This window comes from Wocania ichthyoenteri Th78, from assembly GCF_000789235.1.
Lineage (GTDB): Bacteria > Bacteroidota > Bacteroidia > Flavobacteriales > Flavobacteriaceae > Wocania_A > Wocania_A ichthyoenteri.
On record NZ_KN525716.1, the window covers coordinates 468,991 to 494,472 of the forward strand.

General features: G+C 33.5%; 17 protein-coding genes. All 17 read right to left on the reverse strand.

The features are described 5' to 3' along the window. Window positions 1–10: 10 nt before the first annotated feature. Window positions 11–2,386 carry a glycoside hydrolase family 95 protein gene (locus RG22_RS02215; RefSeq protein ID WP_034040484.1) on the reverse strand — a complete coding sequence of 792 codons (2,376 nt, stop codon included), beginning with the start codon at window positions 2,384–2,386 and terminating at the stop codon, window positions 11–13. Window positions 2,387–2,398: 12 nt separating this feature from the next. Further along, the gene (locus RG22_RS02220) at window positions 2,399–3,808 is read right to left on the reverse strand and encodes a sialate O-acetylesterase (RefSeq protein WP_034040486.1); all 1,410 of its coding nucleotides are present in this window, start codon (window positions 3,806–3,808) and stop codon (window positions 2,399–2,401) included. A gap of 3 nt (window positions 3,809–3,811) precedes the next feature. Beyond that, entirely contained in the window at window positions 3,812–4,636 is an 825-nt protein-coding gene (locus RG22_RS02225; RefSeq protein ID WP_034040488.1) for an amidohydrolase family protein, read from the reverse strand. Between the two features lie 6 nt (window positions 4,637–4,642). Next, a complete protein-coding gene (locus RG22_RS02230) occupies window positions 4,643–5,464 on the reverse strand; it encodes a glycoside hydrolase family 16 protein (protein WP_034040490.1) in 822 nt (273 codons plus the stop codon). A gap of 23 nt (window positions 5,465–5,487) precedes the next feature. Next, the gene (locus tag RG22_RS02235) at window positions 5,488–6,345 is read right to left on the reverse strand and encodes a fumarylacetoacetate hydrolase family protein (RefSeq protein WP_034040493.1); all 858 of its coding nucleotides are present in this window, start codon (window positions 6,343–6,345) and stop codon (window positions 5,488–5,490) included. Window positions 6,346–6,347: 2 nt separating this feature from the next. Continuing rightward, the gene (locus RG22_RS02240; RefSeq protein WP_034040496.1) at window positions 6,348–8,471 is read right to left on the reverse strand and encodes a GDSL-type esterase/lipase family protein; all 2,124 of its coding nucleotides are present in this window, start codon (window positions 8,469–8,471) and stop codon (window positions 6,348–6,350) included. Window positions 8,472–8,501: 30 nt separating this feature from the next. Beyond that, complete coding sequence (locus RG22_RS02245) at window positions 8,502–9,164, reverse strand: SGNH/GDSL hydrolase family protein (protein WP_244462105.1); 663 nt, start codon at window positions 9,162–9,164, stop codon at window positions 8,502–8,504. After that, entirely contained in the window at window positions 9,161–11,569 is a 2,409-nt protein-coding gene (locus tag RG22_RS18075; protein WP_081997643.1) for an alpha-L-fucosidase, read from the reverse strand. The genes RG22_RS02245 and RG22_RS18075 overlap by 4 nt, the downstream gene beginning before the upstream one ends. Before the next feature lie 14 nt (window positions 11,570–11,583). Next, window positions 11,584–13,740 carry an alpha-L-fucosidase gene (locus RG22_RS02255; protein ID WP_244462106.1) on the reverse strand — a complete coding sequence of 719 codons (2,157 nt, stop codon included), beginning with the start codon at window positions 13,738–13,740 and terminating at the stop codon, window positions 11,584–11,586. 87 nt (window positions 13,741–13,827) lie between these two features. After that, window positions 13,828–15,315, reverse strand: a complete 1,488-nt coding sequence (locus tag RG22_RS02260) for an alpha-L-fucosidase (RefSeq protein ID WP_081997644.1) — start codon at window positions 15,313–15,315, stop codon at window positions 13,828–13,830. Further along, the gene (locus RG22_RS02265; RefSeq protein WP_034040502.1) at window positions 15,312–17,660 is read right to left on the reverse strand and encodes a right-handed parallel beta-helix repeat-containing protein; all 2,349 of its coding nucleotides are present in this window, start codon (window positions 17,658–17,660) and stop codon (window positions 15,312–15,314) included. Before RG22_RS02265 ends, RG22_RS02260 begins: the two co-directional genes overlap by 4 nt. A 6-nt stretch (window positions 17,661–17,666) precedes the next feature. After that, window positions 17,667–19,469 carry an alpha-L-fucosidase gene (locus tag RG22_RS17185; RefSeq protein WP_052143593.1) on the reverse strand — a complete coding sequence of 601 codons (1,803 nt, stop codon included), beginning with the start codon at window positions 19,467–19,469 and terminating at the stop codon, window positions 17,667–17,669. Then, the gene (locus tag RG22_RS02275; RefSeq protein ID WP_034040505.1) at window positions 19,469–20,248 is read right to left on the reverse strand and encodes an SDR family NAD(P)-dependent oxidoreductase; all 780 of its coding nucleotides are present in this window, start codon (window positions 20,246–20,248) and stop codon (window positions 19,469–19,471) included. Before RG22_RS02275 ends, RG22_RS17185 begins: the two co-directional genes overlap by 1 nt. A gap of 13 nt (window positions 20,249–20,261) precedes the next feature. Continuing rightward, window positions 20,262–21,608 (reverse strand): alpha-L-fucosidase, encoded by a 1,347-nt coding sequence (locus RG22_RS02280; RefSeq protein ID WP_034040508.1) that lies wholly within the window; start codon window positions 21,606–21,608, stop codon window positions 20,262–20,264. A 20-nt stretch (window positions 21,609–21,628) separates the two neighbouring features. Then, complete coding sequence (locus RG22_RS02285; RefSeq protein WP_244462107.1) at window positions 21,629–23,239, reverse strand: UxaA family hydrolase; 1,611 nt, start codon at window positions 23,237–23,239, stop codon at window positions 21,629–21,631. Between the two features lie 168 nt (window positions 23,240–23,407). Continuing rightward, window positions 23,408–24,592 carry a PNGase F N-terminal domain-containing protein gene (locus tag RG22_RS02290; protein ID WP_034040514.1) on the reverse strand — a complete coding sequence of 395 codons (1,185 nt, stop codon included), beginning with the start codon at window positions 24,590–24,592 and terminating at the stop codon, window positions 23,408–23,410. Between the two features lie 16 nt (window positions 24,593–24,608). Beyond that, window positions 24,609–25,454: an endonuclease/exonuclease/phosphatase family protein gene (locus tag RG22_RS02295; RefSeq protein ID WP_034040517.1), complete on the reverse strand. Its 846-nt coding sequence runs from the start codon at window positions 25,452–25,454 to the stop codon at window positions 24,609–24,611. Window positions 25,455–25,482: the final 28 nt, after the last annotated feature.

Sequence of the window (25,482 nt, forward strand, 5' to 3'; positions counted from 1 at the left end):
TATAATGCTTTTACTTTACTATACTAAGGCTATTATTTAACCAGATTTTTTCGTTTTTAGGTAACTTTACTTCACTCATTAATGACCCGTACTGAATTTTATAAATTCCTTCATTTTTTGCCAATACCCCAACTTTTACCAACTTTCCTTCTTTCCATTCAAGATCTACTTCTACATTTCCTCTTGCCTTTAAACCTTTAACATTACCTGTTTGCCAGTTTTTTGGTAAAGCTGGTAGTATTCTTATAAAAGGCTCATGAGATTGCATTAACAACTCAGCTACACCAGCAGTATATCCAAAATTTCCATCGATTTGGAAAGGAGGGTGCTCGTCAAACAAGTTATCAGCAATAGATATTTGAAAAAATTTTCTAATGTTTTCTTCGGCAGAATCTGTGTTTAACAATCGTGCATTAACATTAATCATCCACGCTCTACTCCACCCAGTTCCTGCACCTCCATGCTCTAACCTATAATCAATTGTTTTTTGTGCTGCTTTAAAGGCAACAGTATCTGCAACGGTAATTTGATTACTTGGGTGCAATGCATATAAATGCGACATATGTCTGTGTCCTTTTTCGGGTTCACCATAAGCTTCATTCCATTCTAAAATACGTCCTTCATTACTTACTACTACTCCAGGAAATAGCTTTTCTCTTTTTGATCTTACATCTTTTGTAAAATCGTCTTCAATATTCAAAATTTTAGCAGTTTTTAATACATTATCAAAAACTTCTGCAATTATTTGATGCCCCATAGCAGCACCATATGAAATTGCCGCTGGTTTACCATCTTTAGCAAAATAAGAGTTTTCTGGAGAAGTCTCTGGTGTAGAAACCCATTTTTGGGTATTCTCATCCCAAACGAGCCATTCGGTATAAAACTCTGCTATTGATTTAAGATACGGATATACTTGTTTTTTTAAAAACTCATCATCTTTTGTATAATTATAATGCTCCCAATAATGTTGTCCTAACCAACCACCACCATGAATCCAAGATCCCCAATATGGTCTTGCGGCTCGCATCCAAGCTGGAGCCCACAAATCGGTTGCATGATGCATTACAGCTCCTTTTCCTATGCCGTATTGCTCTTTCGCAGTTATTTTACCTCTTTCTAATAAACGATTAGAAAAATCAAATAGAGGCAAATGCATTTCACTTAAATTAGTAACCTCTGCTGGCCAATAATTCATTTGTAAATTAATGTTTAAATGATAATCTGCGTTCCAAGGGGCTTCAATATGCTCATTCCATATACCTTGCAAATTAGCAGGATTTGTTCCTGGTCTTGAGGATGATATAAGTAAATATCTTCCAAATTGAAATAATTTAGCCGCTAAGTCAGGGTCATCTTCTCCATCTTTAATACGCTGTAACCTTTTATCAGTTGGAATGGTATCTAACTCTTTTCCACCTAAACTTAGCTCAACTCTATCAAAATATTTTTGATAATCTTTTATATGATTTTTTAGAAGTTCATTAAACGATTTATTTGACACCTTACTTAAAATATCATTATTACTAGCTTTATAATCTTCATGATAAAAAGAAGTTTTACAAGACAAAATTATAGTAACCTTTTTAGCTCCTGTTAAAACCAATTTTCCTTGGTCAGCTTTTATACTTCCTGATGAACTCTTAGTTTTTACTCGTGTTTCAAACTTAACGCCATAATCAATTGGGAATGGCTCATTCATCTTTTTTCCTCCATATTGAGTTACCATACCTTCCATAGTAATCTCATCATTTGATGGGTTTGAAATAGTTACTGTCTTATTACCTTTATCTTCTGGACGGCTTAAGGAAACACTAAAATTCATTCCTTCTTTTGCATCAGTCTCCAACTCAACAATTAATACATCATCAGCTCCTGAAGCAAAAACCTTTTGAGAATAATTATTACCTCTTGACGTATAACTTACAGTTGATACTGCATTATTTAAATTTAATGTTCTTGTATAGTTTTCTACTTCTCTATCTTTTAAAAAATCTATAAACAAATCTCCCATGGTTTGATGTGACCGCAAAACCGATTTATACGAAAATCGTTCTACAATAAGTTCATCAACCTTATGAGCGTCTCCTTTTTTTAAAAGTCGTCTTAATTCTTCTAAATCTTTTTTATTTCCTTTTGAATCTCCCCAATCTGGACCACCAGGCCACATAGAATCCTCATTTAATTGAATTCTTTCATGGTTTGGATTTCCAAAAACCATAGCGCCTAAGCGTCCATTCCCAACAGGTAATGCTTGCATCCATGTCGCAGCTGGTTGTTTATACCAAAGGGTTAAATTGTGGTCACTTATTACTTCATTTTGAGTTTTATTACAAGAACAAAACGTTGTAACAAAAATAAGAATCGATAAAGTTTGTTTTAAATACATATATTAAAAAAGTTAGTCATTATTTATATCAATTTCCCAATCATCAGTTCTAAAAGCTGAGGCTGGTAACCCTGACATGTTATACAAATTAGGTAATGCTGTGTCTGAAAATGCAAAACGGACAGCTACTGGTTTTTTTACTTTTTTTGAACTAACAACAACGGTGTTATTTTTTATTTTTGCTATAGCTGGATAAAATTTTTGATCTTCACCTGCAATAAAAAACTCTCTTAACTCCTTTTCTTTTTTTATTAAACCGTTTTCTGCATAATCAAAATAAAGCACTATCTTATTCTTTTTTATCTCCATTGATTTATAAATAGGTCCGCTAAACATAAGGTCCTTCACTCCGTAAGTTTTTACCAATGCCCAAAGAGATAATCGCTTGCTTACCTCCTGTTTATTTATGGGGTGAATATTCTTTAAATTCCCAATATCGTTTGTTACCACCATTCCAGTTTTTGGAAGGGCTAGCATAGTATATAATTGCGCATCCCTTACCACTGCAGCTTCAATGTTAGTTTTACTTTTATAGTTAAAAGGGGCTATTTGCGTAAAATAAAAAGGCAATTCTTTTCCCCATTCTTTTCTCCAAAACTCGATAAGTAAAGGGAATGATTTGTAATATGAAAATGCATTATCTCTATTAGATTCACCTTGATACCAAATAACGCCAGCAATATTAAATTTTGTGATAGGGTGAATCATGCCATTATATGCATTTCCAGGCAGCCCTGGCCACCATTCATAGCTTTTTAGTTTTTTAGCTGCTTTTTTAAGTTCTTCATCATTTTCTATCAATTCTTTTTTTATCCATGGTTCAACAGGTGTGCCTCCCCAACTAGAATTTATCAAACCAATGGGTACATTTAATGTTTGATATAATTCTTTTCCATAAAAATATGCTACAGAGCTAAACTTTCGCATAGTTTCTGGTTTACATTCTGTCCAATCTCCAACTAAATCATCTTGCGGTGTAATAGATTTTGTTTGAGGTACCTGAAAAAATCTAATATTTGGGTAATTAGCCTTTTTAATTTCTTCTTCGGCATTTAAAAGTCCATTCTCTGGAGTCCATTGCATATTAGATTGCCCAGAACATAACCAGACCTCTCCTAATAATACATTACTTAAAACTATTTCTTCATGTCCTCTAATAATAACTGTATATGGTCCTCCTGCCCTTGTAGTTGGTAAAGTCACAGACCAAACGCCTTGGTAGGTTTTTACTTTAACGACCTCACCATTCCAAGAACCAATAACTTCTATAGTTTCAGCAGTTGATGTTGTCCAACCCCAAATAGTAGCGTTTGAATTTTGTTGCAGTACCATATTGTCTGATAGTATTGACGGTAACCAAATTTTTGCGAAGCTGATATTTGCAGTTAACAGTAGCAGTATAAGTAAATGTATTTTTTTCATGATTTATAAATTATAAAATTTAATAGCATTGCTTCCAAGTATTTTTGTCTTATCATTTTCTGAAAAATCTTCAATATATTCTTGAACAAGTTGCAACTGTTGTTCATATTTTGCAGCCAGTAAACAGACCGGCCAATCGGAACCATATAAAATTCTATCTATTCCAAAGGCATTAAAAACAACATCTAAATAGGGTGTGAAATCTGAAGTTTTCCAATGCTTTAAATTGGCTTCAGTAACCATTCCGGATACTTTGCACAATACATTTTGTGTCTTTGCTAATTCAATCATATTTGCTTTCCACTCATCAATTCTTCCTGACTTAATATATGGCTTTGCTATATGATCAATTACAAATTTTTGATTTGGAAATTTATTCACCAAAGCAATAGCGGATTCTATTTGCGGTGGAAATATTAAAATATCATAGGTTAAATTAAACTGCTCTAATTTACTAATGCCATTTTGAAAATCTTTACCTAACATAAAATCGTTTGCTTCGGCTTGAACAATATGGCGAACTCCTTTGAATAGAGAATTGTTTGAGTAGTGCGCTAATCGGTCTTCAACATTTTTAGCTTTTAAATCTATCCACCCAACAACTCCTTTAATAAATGGATTTTGTTTGGCATTTTCTAATAAAAACTCGGTTTCGATTTCGCTTTGATCTGCTTGTACAGCAACACATCCATCAACATTATTATCGTTTAGAATAGGTTTTAAATCTTGAGGCAGAAAGTCTTTTCGAATGATTTGCATCGAATCATCAATCCAAGCATCCCGTACAGGGTTGAATTTCCAAAAATGTTGATGTGCGTCTATTTTCATAGCCTTCTATTGATACACTTTTACCCAATCTATAATCATTTGTACCGGTAAATCGTCGGGGTTTGCTTTACCTACCCATGACCCTTCCAATTGCTGATCGATTAACAAATAAAACGGCTGATCGTAAGGCCATTGCGATTTATCGACGCCTGTTATTCTTGGGTAAGTAAATGTTTCTTTGCCGTTTAACGTAAAAACCAATTTATCGGGAAACCATTCCAAACCAAAAGTATTAAACGCTTCTTTGTCGAATTTTGAGGTTTTTGAATGAGGCGGATTGCTGCTCTGCTTCAACTCTAAAGTGTAATACGAGTGCGTTGTTTGATAAATTTGATTCTCATAATTTAGATGTTCCATAATATCAATTTCTCCATTTCTTGGATATTTCCCATATTTATTTTCTTCGGATAACATCCAAATTGCAGGCCACGCGCCTTGTGCGCTTTCTAACTTAGCACGAATTTCAATTTTGCCATACTGAAAAGCAAACTTGCCTTTGGTATAAATTCCACCTGTTAAATAAGGTCTAGAATCTGAAACAGTATCTGGATTTACAATGCCTTTTAAATATAGTTTTCCATCAGAAATATTATAACATTTAGAGTCGCTAGTCATATAATTTCCCCAATCGGCATTATTTTTAGGAATTTTTGTCCGCTTTGTAGTGTCTATTTTTGGCGCATCAAAATCGTCTTTCCAAACTAATTTCCAGTCTTTTACTTTAACAGTATCTTTTTGAATATACTTATAGCCATCAACTATTTTAGATGAAGTACTTTTACAACTCACTAAAACAATTACAAATAAAATGAAAATATATTTTGACATTATTTTACTTCAATATTAGTTAATTAACCTTGATAAGCTTTTGCAACCTGTTTTGAAGTACCCAAACCTTCAATACCCAATTCCATAACATCACCTGGTTTTAAATATTTAGGGGGATTAAACCCTAAGCCTACACCAAAAGGTGTTCCAGTAGAAATAATATCCCCAGGAAGCAAAGTCATATACTGACTTATGTATGAAACCACTTCTTGTACGTTAAAAATAAAATCTGATGTTGACGAATGTTGTAATCTTTCTTCATTAACATCTAACCATAATTCTAAATTGTTAGGGTTATTTATTTCGTCTTTTGTTGCAATAAATGGTCCTACAGGAGCAAAAGTATCGCAGCCTTTTCCTTTACACCATTGTCCTTCTTTTTCTATCTGGAAAGCGCGTTCTGAAACATCATTATGCAGCACATAACCAGCAATATGATTAAATGCATCAGCTTCTTCAACATAAGATGCTTTTTTGCCTATTACTATAGCTAATTCTACTTCCCAATCTGTCTTTTCTGAGTTTTTAGGAATAATCACATCATCATTCGGCCCACATAGTGCGGTTGTAGATTTAAAAAATAATACAGGTTCTTTAGGTACTGCCATACCTGCTTCTTCAGCATGTTTTGCGTAATTTAATCCAACGCAAACTATTTTTGATGGTCTGGTTAAAGGTACACCTAAGCGCGTATCATTTAAAATTATTGGACAACTATCTTGATTCGTTTTTAACCAATTTTCCAATTGCTGTATTCCATTGCTTCCAAAAAATTCTTCATTATAATCTTGTCCAAATGCAGATACGTCAATTCGTGTACCATCTGGTAATTGTAATCCTGGTTTTTCGTTTCCTTCTGCTCCAAATCGTATTAATTTCATTTTTATTTTTTTATTAGTTCGTTATATTTCTCTTTTATAAATTCTCCCCAAACTTGATAGCCTTCTGGTTTTAAATGAATACCATCTCCGCTATAAAGATTGTCTTTCAAGTTACCATTTTCATCTGAAAACAAGTCGATAAGGTTATAATAGTTCATTTGAGGCTTCTCATCTAAATAAGCTATAGTTTTATGAATTTCATTATATTTTTGCCTGCGCTCAGAATGGGCATCCAAACCTGTTGGCAGTGGACCTAGAAGCAATATTTGAGAATTAGGAAATTCATCTTCCATCAATTTTACAATTTTCTCTATGCCCTTACTAATTTCTTCGGCTGTGTTAAATCTAAAATTATTAACCCCAATTGCTAACGTTATCAATTTAGGAGAATTTGTATTATAATTTCCATTTTTTATTCTCCAAAGGATATGTTCTGTTCTATCACCTGAAATACCTGCGCTTACATAATTTAACCCTTTAAAATGAATATTTGCTGCTGCTTGACCAGGTTTATAAGTTGTAAAATTTCGATTACCACCCCAACCTTGGGTTATGGAATTTCCTATTAGTAGAATATCTAAATCTTTTGTTGACTGGCATAAGTTATTTATATCTTCCATTTGATGCCACCATCCTTTACCTTCTATCCAACCCGCACCTGAGCGATACTCTGAACCTGGAGTAAGAATTGTTGCAAAATTTATTTTTTTATTAGTTGCCCTTAAAATAAAATCGATTATTGGTGTTGGGTTTTCTAAACTATGCGGATGATGCCCTATACCTGCCTTATAAATAGTTTTTATGTTTCCCCCTTTTTCTTTAATCTTTTGTTCAAAAATTCGTGTATTCTCATCAACAGGTACTACCTCATCAGCTTCACCACAAACATGAAACATGGGGAAGCCTCCTTTTGCAATAGCCTCAGTTTTATGTATTGGATTCCCTTTAAAATTGGCAACCTGCTCTTCTGTAGTAATATCATATGCCTTTTTAAAAGCTTCCCAATCGTTCTCACTACCTTTTCCTTTTCCTTTACCAGCAGGCCAACTCGTTCCGTCTAAAACTGGAGCATCAGCATAAATGCATGCTACTTTTTCAGGGTTTTCTGCAGCCCAATTATAAACTATAAGACCGCCTCTACTCATGCCTTCTAAAACTACTTTATTTGAAAATCCGTTTTTAACCATAAAATCGTAAAAAACATTCCATCGGTTTACTGCCTCTTTGTTACCATAAAAACGGGCAACATCGCAATACGCGATGTGGTAGCCTCTTTCCAACAAAGCAATATCTGTTTGCGGTTCGTGTCCAAAAAAACGAGCTCGCATTACCCATGGTTTTCCTTTTGCTGCTCTTTTAGGCGTAACTATTTTACAAGGGATATTTTCATATTTAAAATCGGTTAGGGTAAATCCGTAGAAATTACTGGATTTATTAGCTTCTAATTTTGAAGTGCTAAATTCCTGCTTAGCGTCATCAGCCTTAAAAATAACATCTTCATAAACACGTCTTGCTATTCTTGTTGCACCTAATGAAGACGGATGAATTTTATCAGGAAACATATTTTGTTCGCCTGCAAACAGTTGATATAAATCGATAATTTCACTTTTAGTATCAAAAGCTATCTCTTGAGTTAAAGGAATGATTTTATTTTTAATTATAGGATTCCAAATACTTGTAGAATCATTTAAAAAAGAAGGCACTGGTAATAATAAAACTATACGAACCTGATTATTTTTTTCTTTGAAAGACTGAATGAGTGCTTTATAATCGTTTTCAAAATCAGAATCTAAATGAATACGGTTTTGTTGTTTACTATCGTTAGTTCCTAATTTTATATAAACCACATCTGGAGCAAAACTTAAGGCTTCTTTATATTTGTCTGATTCCCAATAAGGGTAATCGCCTTTTTTTAATAACGTATTTCCGTTTACTCCAAAGTTTTTTACTTGATAATCTTCACCAAGCATTGCTTGTAATTGTTTAGGATAGGCATTGTTTTCTCTATTAGAAACACCCGCACCATAGGTTATACTGTCTCCAATACAAGCTATTTTTAATGGTTGTGTTTCTGGTTTACAACCTAATAAAATTAGAAATACTAATAATTTTAAATAAACCTTCATGTTAGCTTATTGTTTTAAACTAGATTAGTTTTAAATCTCTTTTGAAAGAAATTTAGATATAATTTCACCTATTGCTTTATAGCCATTTTTATTATAATGAACATCATCTTCTCCCTTTCCATTTATTTTATGAATTGCTTTAGATTTTTTATAAATATCATTTACTTTAACATCATATTTTCGCATAATTCGCTTTGCAACCTTATTATATTTTTGGGCATCTTTATGAAATCTTCCAGCCTCATTTTTTGGAATATAGCTAGTGGTGACAAAAATTATTTCAGCATCTGAAACCTGCTTAATAGTTTGAATAATTTGCTCAAGATTTCTTCCGTACTCTTCAAGTGAATATGTTATTTTTCCATTTACTTTATCTCTATTGCCATATACTTTAGCATCTTTATGTCGGTAGCATAAATCCCATAAACCCCAATTAATTTGAATAATATCCCAATTTTCATTGCCAATCCATTCCTTAATTTTTTTTAGTCCTGTACCTGTATGCTGCGCATTTCCTGGATTATGCTTTACTATAGCTTTATTTTTTAAATTTTCCTTTACAAATGGCGTATACCCAATAGAAATTGAATCTCCTACAATTAAAATTTTAGATTGTTTTTTAGAAAAACCACAAAAAACTAATACTGCAACTAATAACAGCATAAAAACATATAATGTATTGGTTTTTCTCATGGTTTAGGTTTTACGTAATAAGCACTCATTTTTTTTATTTGAGGTTCTCTTTCAGATTTTGAAATTTTAAGTCTAATTCTACTAACATTTACCGTTTCAAATTGTTCAATTCTTTTATTACCAATACTTTCTCCGCTACATAATACTTTCCATTTTCCACGAATTAAACCTTCAATTTGATAACGCCTAACACGTTCGCCATTTTGAATGTTTTCTTGAATAATAACATGATTTATGCTAGTTGGTTTATCAAATTTTAAAGTTAATCTATCTCCATTACCAGATGTTGATGCAATAGACTTGCTAAATCTTCTTTTAATTTCATCTCCCCATTCTTTTAATCGTTTTACATCAGGTTCTGGCATCAAACCGTCTGGATCTGGAGTTAAACCCATAATCAAGGTTGAATTTCTGCCAATAGATTTATAATACATTTCCATTAAATTTTCCAATGGAAAAATATGCGCTTCGTCTCCTGGTTCCCAAAACCATTCATGTCTTCCATTATATCCTCGCAATGGCGCATCAGACATAGCTGGAACCCAAAATTTACCATTGGGATCACCCTGTTTTAACAACTTATAATTATCCTTATAAATATTTTTTTGAGCCGTTTCTCCTGCACCAGTTGAATTATAAGGAAAAGTTGCCCAACTTGGATAACTTACTGTTCCAGACTCTGAACCGCCCCAACGAGCTTCGGCTAATTGCCCATTATGATAAAACAAACAATTAGGTTGGTATTTACGAACTATTGGTAAAACGTCTGGTGCCCCATTATCTGGATGGTCTGCACCACCATCAAACCAAATCTCAAAAAGTTCTCCGTAGTTGGTACAAATTTCTCTAACCATACCTTCTACCATTTTGTTGTACCATTTTTGGCGATTCTCTTTAAAAGCGCCTTCACCATTTACTTTAAAATCGTGTACACCCATAAATGAGTTCCATCTAATTCCTAAATAAATACCTGGTTTTATTCCGTACTTTCTGCAAGACGCCACAAAATCTCCAACAATATCACCTTTGCCTTCTCTCCATTTAACAGCTTTTAAACTATACGGATTTACATTTGATTGATATAGTGCAAAGCCGGTTTCGTGAGTTGCTGTTAAAATAGCAAATTTTGCCCCTGCATCTTTAGCTGCTTTTACCCATTGATCGGTATCTAGCTTTGTAGGGTTGAATATTTGGTAGTCATCAACTGGGTCAATTCTATTACCTCCTTGTCCATATTTTTTTCCATCAAATACATGTAAATCATAATGATAAACCACACCTAATTCTGCTTCTTGCCATGCTAATTGTCTTTGGTTTGGAACAGGGTATTTATGCTCCTTAATAGGAATAAAAATACTATACGATTCGTCTCCTTTTTTAACAGCAAGACTTAATACTTTTGGTTTACCATTTTCATGATAAATAAATGGTCGTTCTAATCTATCTGGAATAAGTTTAGTACCATCTTTAAGTGTAACCTCTTTACGCATTAAAACATATTCGTTAGATTTTTTCCAGTTTACACCATCATCAGATGTTACCATTCCTATAAAACCATGTGTATGAAAGACACCGTAAAAACGATTTCTGGTTTCATCAAACCATACAGACATGTCTTCCGTATCTATATAATCTATTACGGGCTTGTCTTGGATTTTAAAAGGACCTATTGGACTTTCAGATATAGCAACTGCTTGATTTCTAATAAATCGTTTCTCATTGGGCTTATCGCCTTTTACAACTAAATAATACTTGTTGTCTTTTCCTTTATCAATTGCTGGATTAACCGTAAGTGTTGTTATTGGTCCCGATGGTTCTATTAACGGTTGTTCAATACGTTTCCATGGCCCATTAATAGAATTTGAAACGGCTACTCCTGTGCGTTGATTTGGACGTAATATTTTCCAATTAGTATGGCTATAACCTATTTTTGCTGTTTCAATTAAATCCGCTTCAGAATAGTCTTTATCTCCTAAATTGGTAGATATATAGTATAAATAATATTTTCCTTCAAAATATTTAATCTTTGGGTTATGCGCTGTAATAACATCCCATTTACCACCTTGATTTGATAATGCTGTTTCTTTAAACTTCCAAGGTCCTGACGAGGATTTGGAGGTTGCATGGGCAACTTCAGAATGTGTTAACCAACCATAAAACCCGTATTCTTTTTTCCACCTAGAATAAAACAAATGATATTTCCCGTCTTTTCCTTTTATTATAGATGTTCCCCAGTTATAATAGCCTTCCGTTTTAAAAATATTATCAGAAGACAATGGCTTAAAGTTATCATACAAGCGCAAATTATCTGTATTTTCTTGAGCATTAGAGTTTAATGCTATTAGAAAAATCAGAATTAAAAAAAAATTAGTATTTATTAAATAATTACTGAAACTATATTTCATTTAGTTGTAGTTCATTATTCAAAAAAATCCAATTCAGCTATAGCTGCTTGTTTTTCACCACCTGCAATAGTTTTAGATTCCACTCGTACAAAACGAGTACTTACAGCTTCTTTAAAGTAATGCGTGCGTGGTGATGGGTCGTTAATTAGATTACCAAATTCAAAACTTTCAAGTGGTTTCCATTTAATAGCATTAACACTTACCAAAATACGGCCTTGTTCTATCATACCGCTTGCATCATTTTTTGGTGGCGTGTACATAAAGGCTTTTATAGTTTTTACTGCACCTAAATCTATATTTAAATGGTGTTTGGAATCTGTTGCTTTAGATTTCCAATAGGTGTCTGGATTTTCATCAAACGCCTTGTTATCAAAATGTTCTGGTGTAAAACTGTCGCTAGCTAAACTTTTCCAATTCGTTTTTAAAATTCCAAACTTTTTAGAAACTTCACTTCCTTTTTGGTCTTGTGAAAATGCAACAGCTTTTACTTGACCAGATGCCACTGCAAATGGTTGCTTGTAAACCTGTGATTCTTTTGTTGGCTCACTACCATTGGTTGTATAGCGAATTTCAAGTCCAGAATTTATATTGCCCGAAATATCTTCTCCATGAGGCTTCCATCCAAAGTCATGTTTTTTAGGCTGAATACTTACCAATCCTTCTAAGTTTCTTGTAATGGATAGTTGTGGTGGTCTTGTTTTATAATAATGCGCTGTGAGATATGAAATAGCAGGACTTAAACGTGATTCTAAAATACGAACTCGAAATTTGTTAGAAGTCACTTCTGGAAAACGCAAAATACGCTTGTAACCAATATTGGTGGCGGAAACAATTTCTTTCCAAGCACCATTTATCCAAGCGTCTACTGCGTGTTTTTCTACACGTTCACTATGGGTTGAAATGGCTTCTTGTAACACTATTCTATTTATTGTAACAAATTGAGATGTTTCAATTTCGATAGATTTATCAGCTTCATCTAAAAGTTCAAAACTCAATACATCATCATCAATAGTTTTTCCTCCTGATGCGTTTTCAAATAAATTAGTTCCATAAGTTTCTTTGATTCTTTTACCAACTTCCACTAAAACCTTGGCATCTTCATCTGAAAACTTACCTTCTCTATTGGGCGGAATATTCAATAAAAACGTTGAATTACCTCCAACAGAGCGCTCATACATATCAAACACATCGTCGGCACTTCTCACTTTTTGTTTGTCTTCATCTCTATAAAACCAACCCTCTCTAATTGAAGTATTGGTTTCTGCTTGCTGATAATGTAAAAATTTAGCATCGTACAGCTTTTCCCTACTACCAATATCTTTACCGGTAATATCTGCAAAACTGTTCATTTCGTGTGGATTCATTTGATACGGAATCACATTCCATTCAGTATCTCGTGTTGCCCCAGCTTCGTTTCCGCACCAACGTATATCTTGTTTTCCAAAGATAACTGCTTCTGGAGCTAAGGTTGAAATCAACTCTTTCCATGCTAAATAATTGTACTTCTGACCGCCTTTTCGTTTTGGGTGTGCTCCATCAAACCACACTTCGTGAATGGGTCCGTATTCTGTTAATAATTCGAATAGCTGATTTAAAAAATACTCATTATAATCATCAACATTAAAGGTAAAGGTGGTTTTATTTTTAAACGGACGTCCTTCAACTGCTCTAGGAATGACTCTATCGGAGTATTTGCTTAAATTTCCGTAAAGTCCTTCGGGGTTTTCAATTTGATATAAATCGGCAGGCGATAAATACACACCAAGTTTCAATCCGTATTTCTGGCAAGATTCAGACAATTCTTTTAATATATTGCCTTTTCCATCTTTAAATGGGGTTGACATCACACCGTGTTTGGTATAACGACTTTGCCATAATACAAAACCATCGTGATGCTTAACGGTGATAATCACCATTTTCATTTGGGCATCTGCCATTGCTTTACACCATTGGTCGGTATCCAAATTTTGTAAGTTGAAGATTTTTGGGTCTTCCATACCGTTACCCCATTCCATTCTTGTAAAGGTATTTGGCCCAAAATGAATAAACGCAATGTATTCGTTTTTTAAAGCTTCGTACTGGTTTTTAGTAGGCACTACATGTGCTGCTTTTTCTATAATAGAATCTTTTGTGTCATCAGAATCTATTTCTATAGTTGAACTGGTTGGCATCAATAACCCGTTATTTTTAGAGCATGATACAATCAAAAGAAGTAATATGAGGGAATAAAAAATGTTTTTCATATGAATAATAGAATTCTATTTAGTTAATTTTATAGCATAAGCGTAATTATCTGTTGCTTTCATCTTATTAGGCTGGTACACTGGCATTGTGATTACAAAATCTTTACCTACCTGTTTTCCAGATAAAGTTTCTCCTGTTGCCAATAAGGTAATTTCAGTATTTGCTGAAGGTTTAAAATCCCTAATCGCAATTTCATTTTTCCATTGTGGTGTAATGGCAAAATGGGCGTTTTCATTTTGAGTAAAAAACAATTCTTTAACCGCATAACCAGGTTCTGGGTCTACAGTTTGCTTTAAAATAACATCGCCACCTAAATAGTGTTGCTTTGGTTTATAGTTTTTTTCTCCTTTTAATGACCATTGAAAAGAGTTATTCCAAGGCATTGTACCATAAATAGCTTCTCCGTTTGTACCTAACCATTCACCAATTTGTAATAAGCGTTCTTGCATAATTACTGGAATGCTACCTCGACCATCTGGTCCTATATCAAGCAATAAATTACCGCCTGTACTTACAATATTTATTAAGTTAAGCACTAAAGCTTTTGGTGAATTATAGTCTTGAATATCTTCATTTTGATTATAACCAAACGAGAAGCCCATACCACGACATTCTTCCCAAGGTTTATCAAATTCTGGTGTTGCTGCTTCATATTCAGTTGTAAAGTAGCCGCCATGTTTTTTTCGTATACCTTTTCCCCATCTATCATTAACAACTATAGAGTTTTTTACATTAGATTCGTTAAATAACCATGCTAAAAACTCTTTAGATTTCCATTTTTCTGCTTCCATATCCCATTCACCATCTGCCCACAAAATATCTGGTTTATAATTTTGTACTAAATCTTTTATTTGTGGCAAATAATGCTCATTTACAAAACGTGACTTATCATTTTGCCACCATGGGTGATACCATTCGTAAAGCGAATAATATAAGCCCATTTTAACATCTGTCTTTTTTACAGCTGCTGATAGCTCTCCGACTAAATCGCGTTTAGCCCCTACCTCCATACTATTCCATGGGAATCCTCTATCATTTGCTTCTTTGTTTGGCCACAATGTATACCCGTCATGATGTTTTGATGTTAATACAATATATTTTGCTCCAGATTTTTCAAATAACTTAGCCCATTCATCTGGGTTAAATAAATCGGCTTTAAACATGTCGCCAAAATTGTAATATGAAAAGTGATCTCCATAAGTTTTTTTATGAAAATTAGTGACTTCATCACCTTTAAATTTTCCATTTCCGAAAAGCGATTTGCTTTGTAACCAATATTGGTACCACTCCGAATAAGTACCCTTTGGTGACCACGCAGGAACAGAATAGGGTCCCCAATGAATAAAAACCCCAAACTTAGCATCTTTAAACCATTCCGGAATTGGTCTGGAATCTAAAGATTCCCAAGTAGGTTTGTAAGTTTCTTGAGAATTTGAAATATTACAAACTAAAATTGTTAGTAAACCAATTAAAATATGGCACTTTTTTATACTTTTTTTCATTTTAAATTTATTTTTAGTTTTTGGACTTTTTGATTTCTATAAATTTCTAGATTTAATACGCCTTTCCAATTATTATTTTGATAAATATTCATCAAATCTGCAATAATTTTCGTTTTTTCATTTTCAGCACTTATAATTACATCACCTTTTTCTAGAGTTGACTTAGCAACAATGGAATCATCATCAATACCTAGTATTAAAACTCCCGAAGTCTCATTAAGTCCAGCAGCTGAACGTTCTGCCATGGTTTCAATATTTTTAAGTGTAGCGCCCAACCAATTTACTATTAAATCCTTTTTAGAAGCAGATGCGCTCCAAATGGTTGGAATATCGGGTTGTTTTGCAAGCGCTTTTAGCGTTTTGTTTTTAACACCAAAACCACTCATATTAAAGTTTTTAAAACCTAATTTTAAGGCTGGCGAATCTTCTAAAATTGTATAATCTGCTTCTTTGGGGTTTTTAAAATTTGGATTTCCAAAACGGCTATTAGCATCAACACCATTCTTTTGAGCTTTAAGCAATGCTGTTTCGTCTGGAAATAAGTTGAAATCAACTTCTTTTCCCCAAGCTTGAAGTCTAATATCTTTATGTGCTGTTAGTACGATGTTTTTTCGGAATACATCTTCACTATTTTTAAACCAAACGTGTGGGTGAAAACCGTTGTTAATTAATATATTATTTTCGGCAGTTCGATAAAAACCTTCTCTAAATTTTATTCCGCCGTTTAAACAGACATTATTATAAATTTTATAGTTTGAAGAACCATCGTCTAAATCAATATCCCAACCATGGTCACATCTAAATCTGTTATTTCTAATAATGGTTGTATGAATGGCATCCCATTTTGGTATATCTGGATGATTTGCTACAATGCTGTCTAAAACACTACGATTTGGATGCCAAAAACGATCTCTTCCCCAGGAATTAAAAGCACCGTGATCGCTGGTTTCTAAAACGGTATTAAATACATCATTTTGTTCAATAATATGGCCGCCCCAAGTACCATCGCAAATATTTATTCCAGCTCTTGGTACATCATATATAGTATTATTACTAACCGTTATGTCCATAGCCATAGAAATATTTACACCCGCCGTTTGTTTTTCTATTCGTCCAATTCGATAAATAAGATTATTGTCAACTTTAGATGCACTTGGATACTTATTGTTTTTGGGACCCTTAATTGTATCCATATCTGCAAGTTTTACAAACTTGTAATACTGGAAAGCAGGTGAGCGAACAGCTGTTGGGCTTCCTACAAAATTAATAGCTGTTGCTCCACAATTGTAAATATGATTGTTTGTAATAGAGACGTCTCTATTATAAGAACTCACAAAAATAGCGTTACCCCCTAAGTTAGTAAGTTCGCAATCTTTTATTTTAATGCTCTCTGTACCTTCAATAAATAAAGCACCCCCTCTATAAATGGTCCAATCGCTACGTAATAAAGGCTCGTAATCTTCAAACAAAGTACGTTGTGTATGTTCAAACTTAATATTACTGATACTCACATTCTTTACTGGATTTTCTTCAGTTCCAATAATATCAATCAAATGTTTTAGCTGAACAACTTCTACGGTTGCATGCTCTAAATCTATATCAGCTTCTGGCCAATAAAACAATTGATTATTTGCGCTTAAATACCATTCTTTTGGGCTGTCTAATTCTTCAAAAATATTTTCAACCATACGGTAAGTATCGTGCATTTTTGATGGCCTATTATTTTGATGACCTTTAGATAAAATTAATGCTCCACTATCATCTACACCTTCTACGAGATAATGAAATCCGCCCCATTCACCACTATGCATTACATTAACAATACCGCCTTTTGGGTTTTTCCAAGAGTTAACACGTTCTGGTGAAATAGCATCGGCTGCATGCCCTTGCCAATGCCCTCCGTTTTCGTTATAATTTGGATAACGTGCTAAAATTTGTGGTACTCCATTAATATAAATTTGGTCGAAGGTTTTGTCTTTAGGAACTTGAGCTATCCAAATGGCATCATTGTATTTTTTCCATTGCAATGGAAGCACTTTAGAGCCTTTAATAATGGTCTTATCTATACCGGCGCCTTCCAATTTTAATGCACCGTATTTTGGACTTATTTTGAGTGTGGAATTTAATCGGTAAGTTCCTTCAGGCAAATAAATTGTTATGGGAGCATTATTTCCTACTTTTCGAATGTCTTCAACTTTATTTAACGTTTTTTCAATGGTCATAAAAGTTGAATCCGAATCTACTTTAGCGTCAGAAATTACTTTAAATTTTAATTCTTGAGGCTTAGAACATGTACCTATTAAAATAAAGATTATAAAAAGTTTAAAAAAAGTGTTTAATTTCACTGTCTATTATTTTTTATCAATCTCAAAAGTCCAAGCATCATGTGATGGCATTTCAGAATATTTTATCTTACTGGTATCAATATGCATTTTCCCGTTTGTATACTGCCACGGTAAAATTTTATCTAGCCCTACCATTTTAACCTTGGCTTCTTTTCCTGGGTTTGGAATACTTAATACCAGTTTTTCCTCTGGCCATTCAAAACTTGTGGCGTAAATTTTGCCATTATTTTGCGTATAACACAGATAGGTTTTTAAAGATGAATAACTTCCCGTAATGCCGCTTCCAGATTTTTTTTGATCTAAAAACAATACCGAAGCAGGCACTAATTGCTTCTCTTCATTTTTTGTATTCCAGAATAAAGCGATAGACGCATTTTGTTTTTTTTCTCTATATTTTATTTGAATAGAATATAATTCACCAGCTTTCAATTTTATTTTTCCAGTTGATGAAGCACTCGTATTTGCTCCCATAACTTCAGATTGAGATCCTTTAGCCGTGAAATTTTGATTGATGACTAATTTGCTATTTATAAAAACTGCAGCTTCATCATCGGCTTTAACTTCAAAATAGTAAGTATCGGTTTTTGGTGCTTCGATATAACCATTCCATTCCACCGTAAAATCATCTTCTTTGATGCCTTTCATTGGCGAATTTCTCACCCAATTAAAATTGATTATGTCATCAATACGATTAATCGTGATTTCTTTTTCTTCTTCTTTTATTGAAAAAGGTTCAGCACCATAAATAGCATCACCATTAATTTTAAGCCAATTACCTAGTTGAATTAAACGTTCTTGCTGAATTAACGGGATTTGTCCATCTGCTTTAGGACCGACATTTAATATCATGCCACCACCATTAGCAACGGTTTGCACAAAACGGTGAATTAAATCTTTAGAATTTCCGTAGGCTTCTAAATCTTCATTTCTATTCAACCCAAAAGAACGCCCTAAGCCTCTAACTTCTGCCCAAGGCCTATCAGTTACTTTTATGCCTGCACTGTATTCCGGCGTTAAATAGCCAACATCTAAGCCGTGTCCCCATCGGTTATTAACTATGGCGTCATCACCAACTAAATTGTAATACCAATCTATTAATTCTGCCGAATGCCATTGTTTCGCTGTATTATACCACTCACCATCTGCAAAAATAATTGAAGGCTTATAAGTTGAAACTAATTCTTTAAACTGAGGAATCATATACTCTTCAACATATTTACCAATACTATCATGCGGATCGGTGTACCAGCGATGTAATGGATGATTCCATTCGGCAAGCGAATAGTATAATCCCATTTTAAGTCCAGATTTTTTAATCGAGTTTGTTAATTCGCCAACCAAATCGCGTTTCGGCCCTACATCAACACTATTCCAATTTCTATTATACTTACTAGGCCACAGTGCATAGCCATCGTGGTGTTTTGAAACAAACATAACATATTTTGCACCTGCATTTTTAAACAAAGTTGCCCATTCATCTGGATTAAATAGTTCAGCTTTGAATAATGGCGCAAAATCTTTATAAGTGAAATGTTCGCCGTACGTATTTTTTACAAAACTTGTACGTAACGAATCTTTTAACTGCATACCACGTAAAAACCATTCTGCATAAGATTCTTTACTTCCATAAGATGGCACAGAGTAAAGTCCCCAATGAATAAAAATACCCAATTTAGCATCTTTAAACCATTCAGGATATGGACGTTCTGTAATATTTTTAATATATTCTGCTTCTGTTTTTTGTTGTGCAAATACTGATGCTATCAGTAAAAAACAAATACAAACCAATAATATTTTATTTTTAATCATTATCCATTTAATTTTATAAAACCTCCATCTATAGGAAAATCTGTTCCTGTAATAAAAGACGCTTCATCTGAACATAAATATAAAGCTAAATTTGCTATTTCTTCTGGTTTACCCATTCTTCCTATGGGTTGAGTTTTAGATAAAGCATCAAACATTTCGGCTTCTTTTCTAGGATAGTTTTTTTTAATAAAACCGTCAACAAAAGGCGTATGTACTCGTGCTGGCGAAATACAATTACAGCGAATATTACTATCTACATAATCTTTAGCAACAGAATACGTCATGGTTAAAGCAGCACCTTTAGACATGGAATACGCAAAGCGGTCTGAAATACCAACCGATGATGCAATAGATGCCATATTAATAATAACACCACCACCTTGTGCTTTCATTTTTGGGATTGTTGCATATATACAGTTGTAAACGCCTTTTACATTAACGTTATAAACACGATCTAAATCTGATTCTTCAGTGTTTTCAACATTACCAACGTGAGCAATACCTGCATTATTTACTAAAATATCTATGTTATGATTTTTAGCGATTGTGCTAATAATTTCTTTTACTTGTTTGTGATTGGAAACATCGCACTGATAAAAATTTGCTTGTCCGCCAGTATTCTTAATTTCTTCAACCGCTTGCTTACCACTTTCTGTATTAAATTCTAAAATATGAACGTGTGCTCCTTGTTGCGCAAATATTGTAGAAATCGCTTTTCCAATACCGCTTGCTCCCCCCGTTATAATAGCCGATTTTTCTTCTAAACTAAATTTTGACATTATTTATTTCCTTTTATTTTAATGTAATTTCTATAATGGTATCAACAACGTCTTTATCCTTTTTAGGAAGATTAATTGTTAATTGCCCTTTTTTTAATGTGTGTTTTATTTTGCTTTTATCTTTAAATAACGCTACTTTTTTAATGCGTGCTTTAAAAGCTTCAATTTGTAGCGTTTCAATGTCATTATTTAAAACATGTAAATAAAGCGTTTTATCTTTTTGAGTAGATGCGTAATCTTTTGTAGCTGCTATTATTCCGCCACGCGTGCCATAAATAGTTTCGCCATTTTCTTTTAGCCAAGCACCAACAGCTTGTAAACGTTTTATGTGGTCTTCTTGAATTTTCCCATTTGGCATAGGCCCAACATTCAGTAAAAAATTGGCGTTATTTCCTGCGGCTTTAACAATATACTTAATTAAGTCTTTAACAGATTTGTGCTTACCATCTTGTAAATTAAAACCCCAAGAATGATTAATAGTTTCGCAAGTTTCTAATGGTAATCTTCCTATTTCTGCACCGCCAAAACCTGTGGTATTTTTTCCTGGTAAATCTTTTTCAAACATCTGAAAATCTTCTCCAGCAAATGGTAATTCATGATGATTATTACCAATTAGTAATGCAGAATTCACATCATGAATCATTTTATAAGTTTGCTCTAGTTTCCAATCAATTCCATCAATTCTATATTTTACAGCCTTATGCCAATCTTTTTTATTCGGTGCTTGGTCCCACCAACCATCAAACCAAAAGCCTGCTATATCATAGTTTTCAGCTAGCTCTTTTATTTGCGCATCTTGGTACTTTAAATAGTTTTCCCAATTTCCAGATTCTGGTCGGTCAAGTTTTCTACCTGTCCACCCTCTTGGATAATAATCTGGATGATGCCAATCTAGTTGCGAATAATACGCATATAATTTTATGTCCTGTTTTTTGCACTCTTGCTCCAAGGTTCTAAAAATATCTTTACCGTAAGGCGTTGCCTTTACAACATTATAATCAGATATTTTAGAATCGTACATTGCAAAACCATCATGATGTTTTGTGGTAATAGTTATGTATTTCATCCCAGCATCTTTAACGAGTTGCACAAAATCTTTAGCACTAAAATCTTGTGGATTAAAGAAAGAAGGCAATAATTCGTATCGATTTACAGGTATATTTTGGTTGTGCATTACCCATTCTGCATCACTTAAAATACTGTAAACGCCCCAATGAATAAACATGCCAAATTTATCATTTTGAAATGCTTCTCTAGCTTCTAAATTTTCTTTTGAAGGTACATAAACGTCTTGAGAAAAATTTAGTTGAACACAAAATAATGGTAGTAAGCAAAAAAATAATTTTAATGTGTTTTTCATTTGAAAAAATTTATGATGAATTATAATGACACACCTCTTTTCCAAGGAATAAAATCGTCTTGACCTAACGTTGTTGCACATGTTTGGTGTCTTCCGCTTGCTACTTCAATAATTAAATCAATAAGTTCTTCTGAAAGTTCCTCTTGACTCACTTGTTCAGAAATTAATCGTCCTGCATCAAAATCTATAATATCTTTCATTTTTGCTGGCAACATCGAGTTTGAAGAAATTTTAATAACTGGACAAACTACATTGCCTGTTGGTGTTCCTAAACCTGTTGAAAACAATATAATATTTGCGCCAAAACCTGCTAAACCTGTTGTAGATTCTACATCGTTTCCAGGTGTGCACAATAAATTCAAGCCTTGTTTTGTAACATATTCGCCATAATCAATAACATCTGCAATGGGGCTTCTGCCTCCTTTTGTTGCTGCTCCTGCAGATTTTATGGCATCGGTAATTAAACCATCTCTAACATTACCTGGTGACGGATTCATATCGAAACCCGAGCCTACTTTTTCGGCTTGACCGTTATATCGCTCCATAATATCAATAAACTTATTGGCGACTTCTTCAGTGGGGCATCTATCAATTAAATCTTGCTCTACACCGCATAATTCTGGAAACTCTGATAAGATACTTCTTCCGCCAACCGCGTTGATTTTATCAGATACAACGCCTATGAGTGGGTTTGCAGTAATGCCTGAAAATCCATCCGATCCTCCGCATTCTAAACCAATACTCAATTTACTTAATGGCGCTGGTTCTCTTTCTATTTCGTTAACTTTTTCTAATGCGTTATACGTATCTTTTAATGCTTCCGAAAGCATTTTATTTTCGGTTGGATATTGTTGTTGCTCAAAATACAGCACGGGTTTATCTGTTTTAAATCGCGCTTTTAACGCCTCTTCCAGCATACTTATTTGTGCGTGTTGGCAGCCTAAACTCATTACCGTTGCTCCTGCTACATTAGGATTTTTAATATAACCTGCTAATAAATTTACTAAAGCTTGTGCATCATCTTTTGTGCCTCCGCAACCGCCTTCGTGAGTTAAAAACCTAATCCCATCAATATTTTTAAAGACTTTTTGAGATAGCTTTTCTTCTTCATAAGAGGCATCGTCACCACCATGAACCAAACTTCTAAGTTTTAGTCGGTACGGGTTTTCCTTTTTAAAGCCTAACTCTGCCTCAAAAGCTTCTTTTAACACTTTTAAATTTCGATTTTGGCAGAACACCATGGGTACAAAAATCCAATAATTTGCTGTACCAACTTGTCCGTCTTTTCTATGATAGCCTAAAAAGTTTTTTTTAGATAACCCATTTACAAAAGGCTTTTCATATCGATAATTATAGTTTCTAAATTTATAAGGCGCAGCAGTATGCTTTAAATTTTTGGTAGTAATTAAAGCCCCTTTTTTTATGGATGTAGTGGCTTTTCCAACTGGCACGCCATACATATTTACCACATCACCTTCCTTTAAAGCCTGTAAAGTAAATTTGTGCTTTACAGGTATATTTTCATTAATACAAACCTGTTTTCCTTTTATTGATAATACATCGCCTTTATTGATATTTGACAAGGCTACAGCAACATTATCTGTGGGAGATATGAGTAAATTATTCTTCAAAGCTTTTAAATTAAAGTGTTTGTTTTTTGTCTTTTTGCTAACAGTAAAATCTATTACAACTAGTATATTAACAAAAATAAACATCTTGTATACATCGCACTAGCATTTAAAACACCTTAACCAATACTTTTTTTGCAAGGAAATAGTCTTTAAAACTTCTAAATGATATTATTCTTCATAAGTTAAATAAGCAGAGACTAACCAATGGTTTAATTTATCGCCATCTACAGGTGTTGCTGGAATTTTTATTTTAAGTTGATGTTCGCCTTTCTTTAAATCGCCTAATTTAATAACCATAGGTTTTACTGATGAACCTGGACACCAATTTGAACGCGATAAATCGGATGATGCAATACGTTCTTCAATAACTTTTACGGCACGTTTCTGAGTTTTATACTCGTAATATGCAGCCGAATCTTTTTTAATCCAAACACCAGCGGTTGGATTGAATCGTCTAAACGATGCACAATCATCACGCCACGGAATGGTATCTAAAACCAATGCGTTATCAAAATACACGCTGTTTTTAATTTTGATAAACTCATCGCCACCACTATGTCCACCATGTCCTGTCGTGATGTAATACAGTTTAACATTTTTTGCATTTTTATTCAAATTGAAATTATGGACTAAAGGTTCTTTAGCAAAAATATCAGGAATAGGCTGTCCATTAACATAAGGTATCGAATTTACCAATGGCAACACTTTAAGTGTTTTTCGTGCTCGGTTGGTATACGATAATTGCAAGTCGAAATTATAGCCTTCAGCAGTCCAAGAATCTATCCAAACACCAATATAAAACGTATTAGAAACCAAATCTTTAAGCTGAGAAATATCGTGCTCCCAAACCACTTGTTTTTCCCAACTTGGGATATACACCGGTCGGCGGTATTTTACTCTATTATCACTATAAAATCCAACTCCAAAAGGTGTCATAAAACGCATTAACTCTACTACTGGTTGATACGTTTCTCCTACAACTATTCCTGCGTGGTTTTCGGCTTTAAATGAATCTTTAGGGAATTTTTTATTGCCTTTTGAAACATCTAAAATTGAAATGAGTTTAGGGTCGGCAACCACAAAACAAGAACCCGATTTATCCCAACGATCGCCATTAGAGCGTACCGTTAGCTTTATACTCACATCAGTCCCATTAGGAAAATTTGGTACAGTTACTTTTTTATAAACTATACGTCCGCTTTGCAAAGTATGTGCTTCTGTATCGCTACCTTTTTCACCATTAAAATTTAGTGGTTGTTTGTTGAACACATCTACTACTGTATTATTTTCTTGACCAAATAAGCTAACACAAAACACTAATAAACAAATTGTTATGATATTTTTAAATTTCATTTTATTTTGATTTTTTTTAAGGATTGATAAACTTTAAATCTATGACAACAGGTAAATGGTCAGACGGATATTTGCAATCTTTAGAATCACTTAGTATCTCATATTTTAATACTTTAATTTGTTTTTTACTTGTAAAAATATAATCAATTCTAGCAGAAACGGGTTTATTAAACTTAAAACCATTAAAGGTTCCTGTTGGTCCAAAAGGTTTTAATATACTTACTTTTTTAGCATCATTTAAAGCTTTAGAGAGTAATTGAATAGGCTCTGCTTGTGGTTTTAAATTGAAATCTCCCATGACGATTACAGGTAAATTATTGGTATTAAATTCAGTGATTTTTTCAAGAATCAATGCTGCACTTTTTACTCTTGCTACCTTTCCTATATGATCAAAATGCGTGTTGAAAACAAAAAACTGTTGCTTTGTAACTTTGTCTTTAAACAATCCGTACGTACAAATACGCTCCATGGATGCATCCCAACCTACAGAGATTTTATTTGGTGTTTCAGACAACCAAAATGTGCCTTCGTTTATGATATTGAATTTTTCTTTATTATAAAAAACGGCACTGTATTCTCCTTTCGTTTTACCATCATCACGACCAATTCCTATATAATTATAATCAACAAAAACACTATCTAAATACTGTACTTGATGATATAATCCTTCTTGAATTCCGAAAACATCTGGGTTATTATAAGTGATTTGATTGCTTAAAAAATCATTTCTTTTAGACCATTGATTTTCACCATCGTTCGGATTATCGTACCTAATATTATAGGTCATTATTTTGTAGTCTTGCGAATGCGCTAACACACTTACAATAAGCATTAATAATATGAAACTAATTCTTATTTTCATCTGTTATTTTATTGTTTTAAGGGTTAAG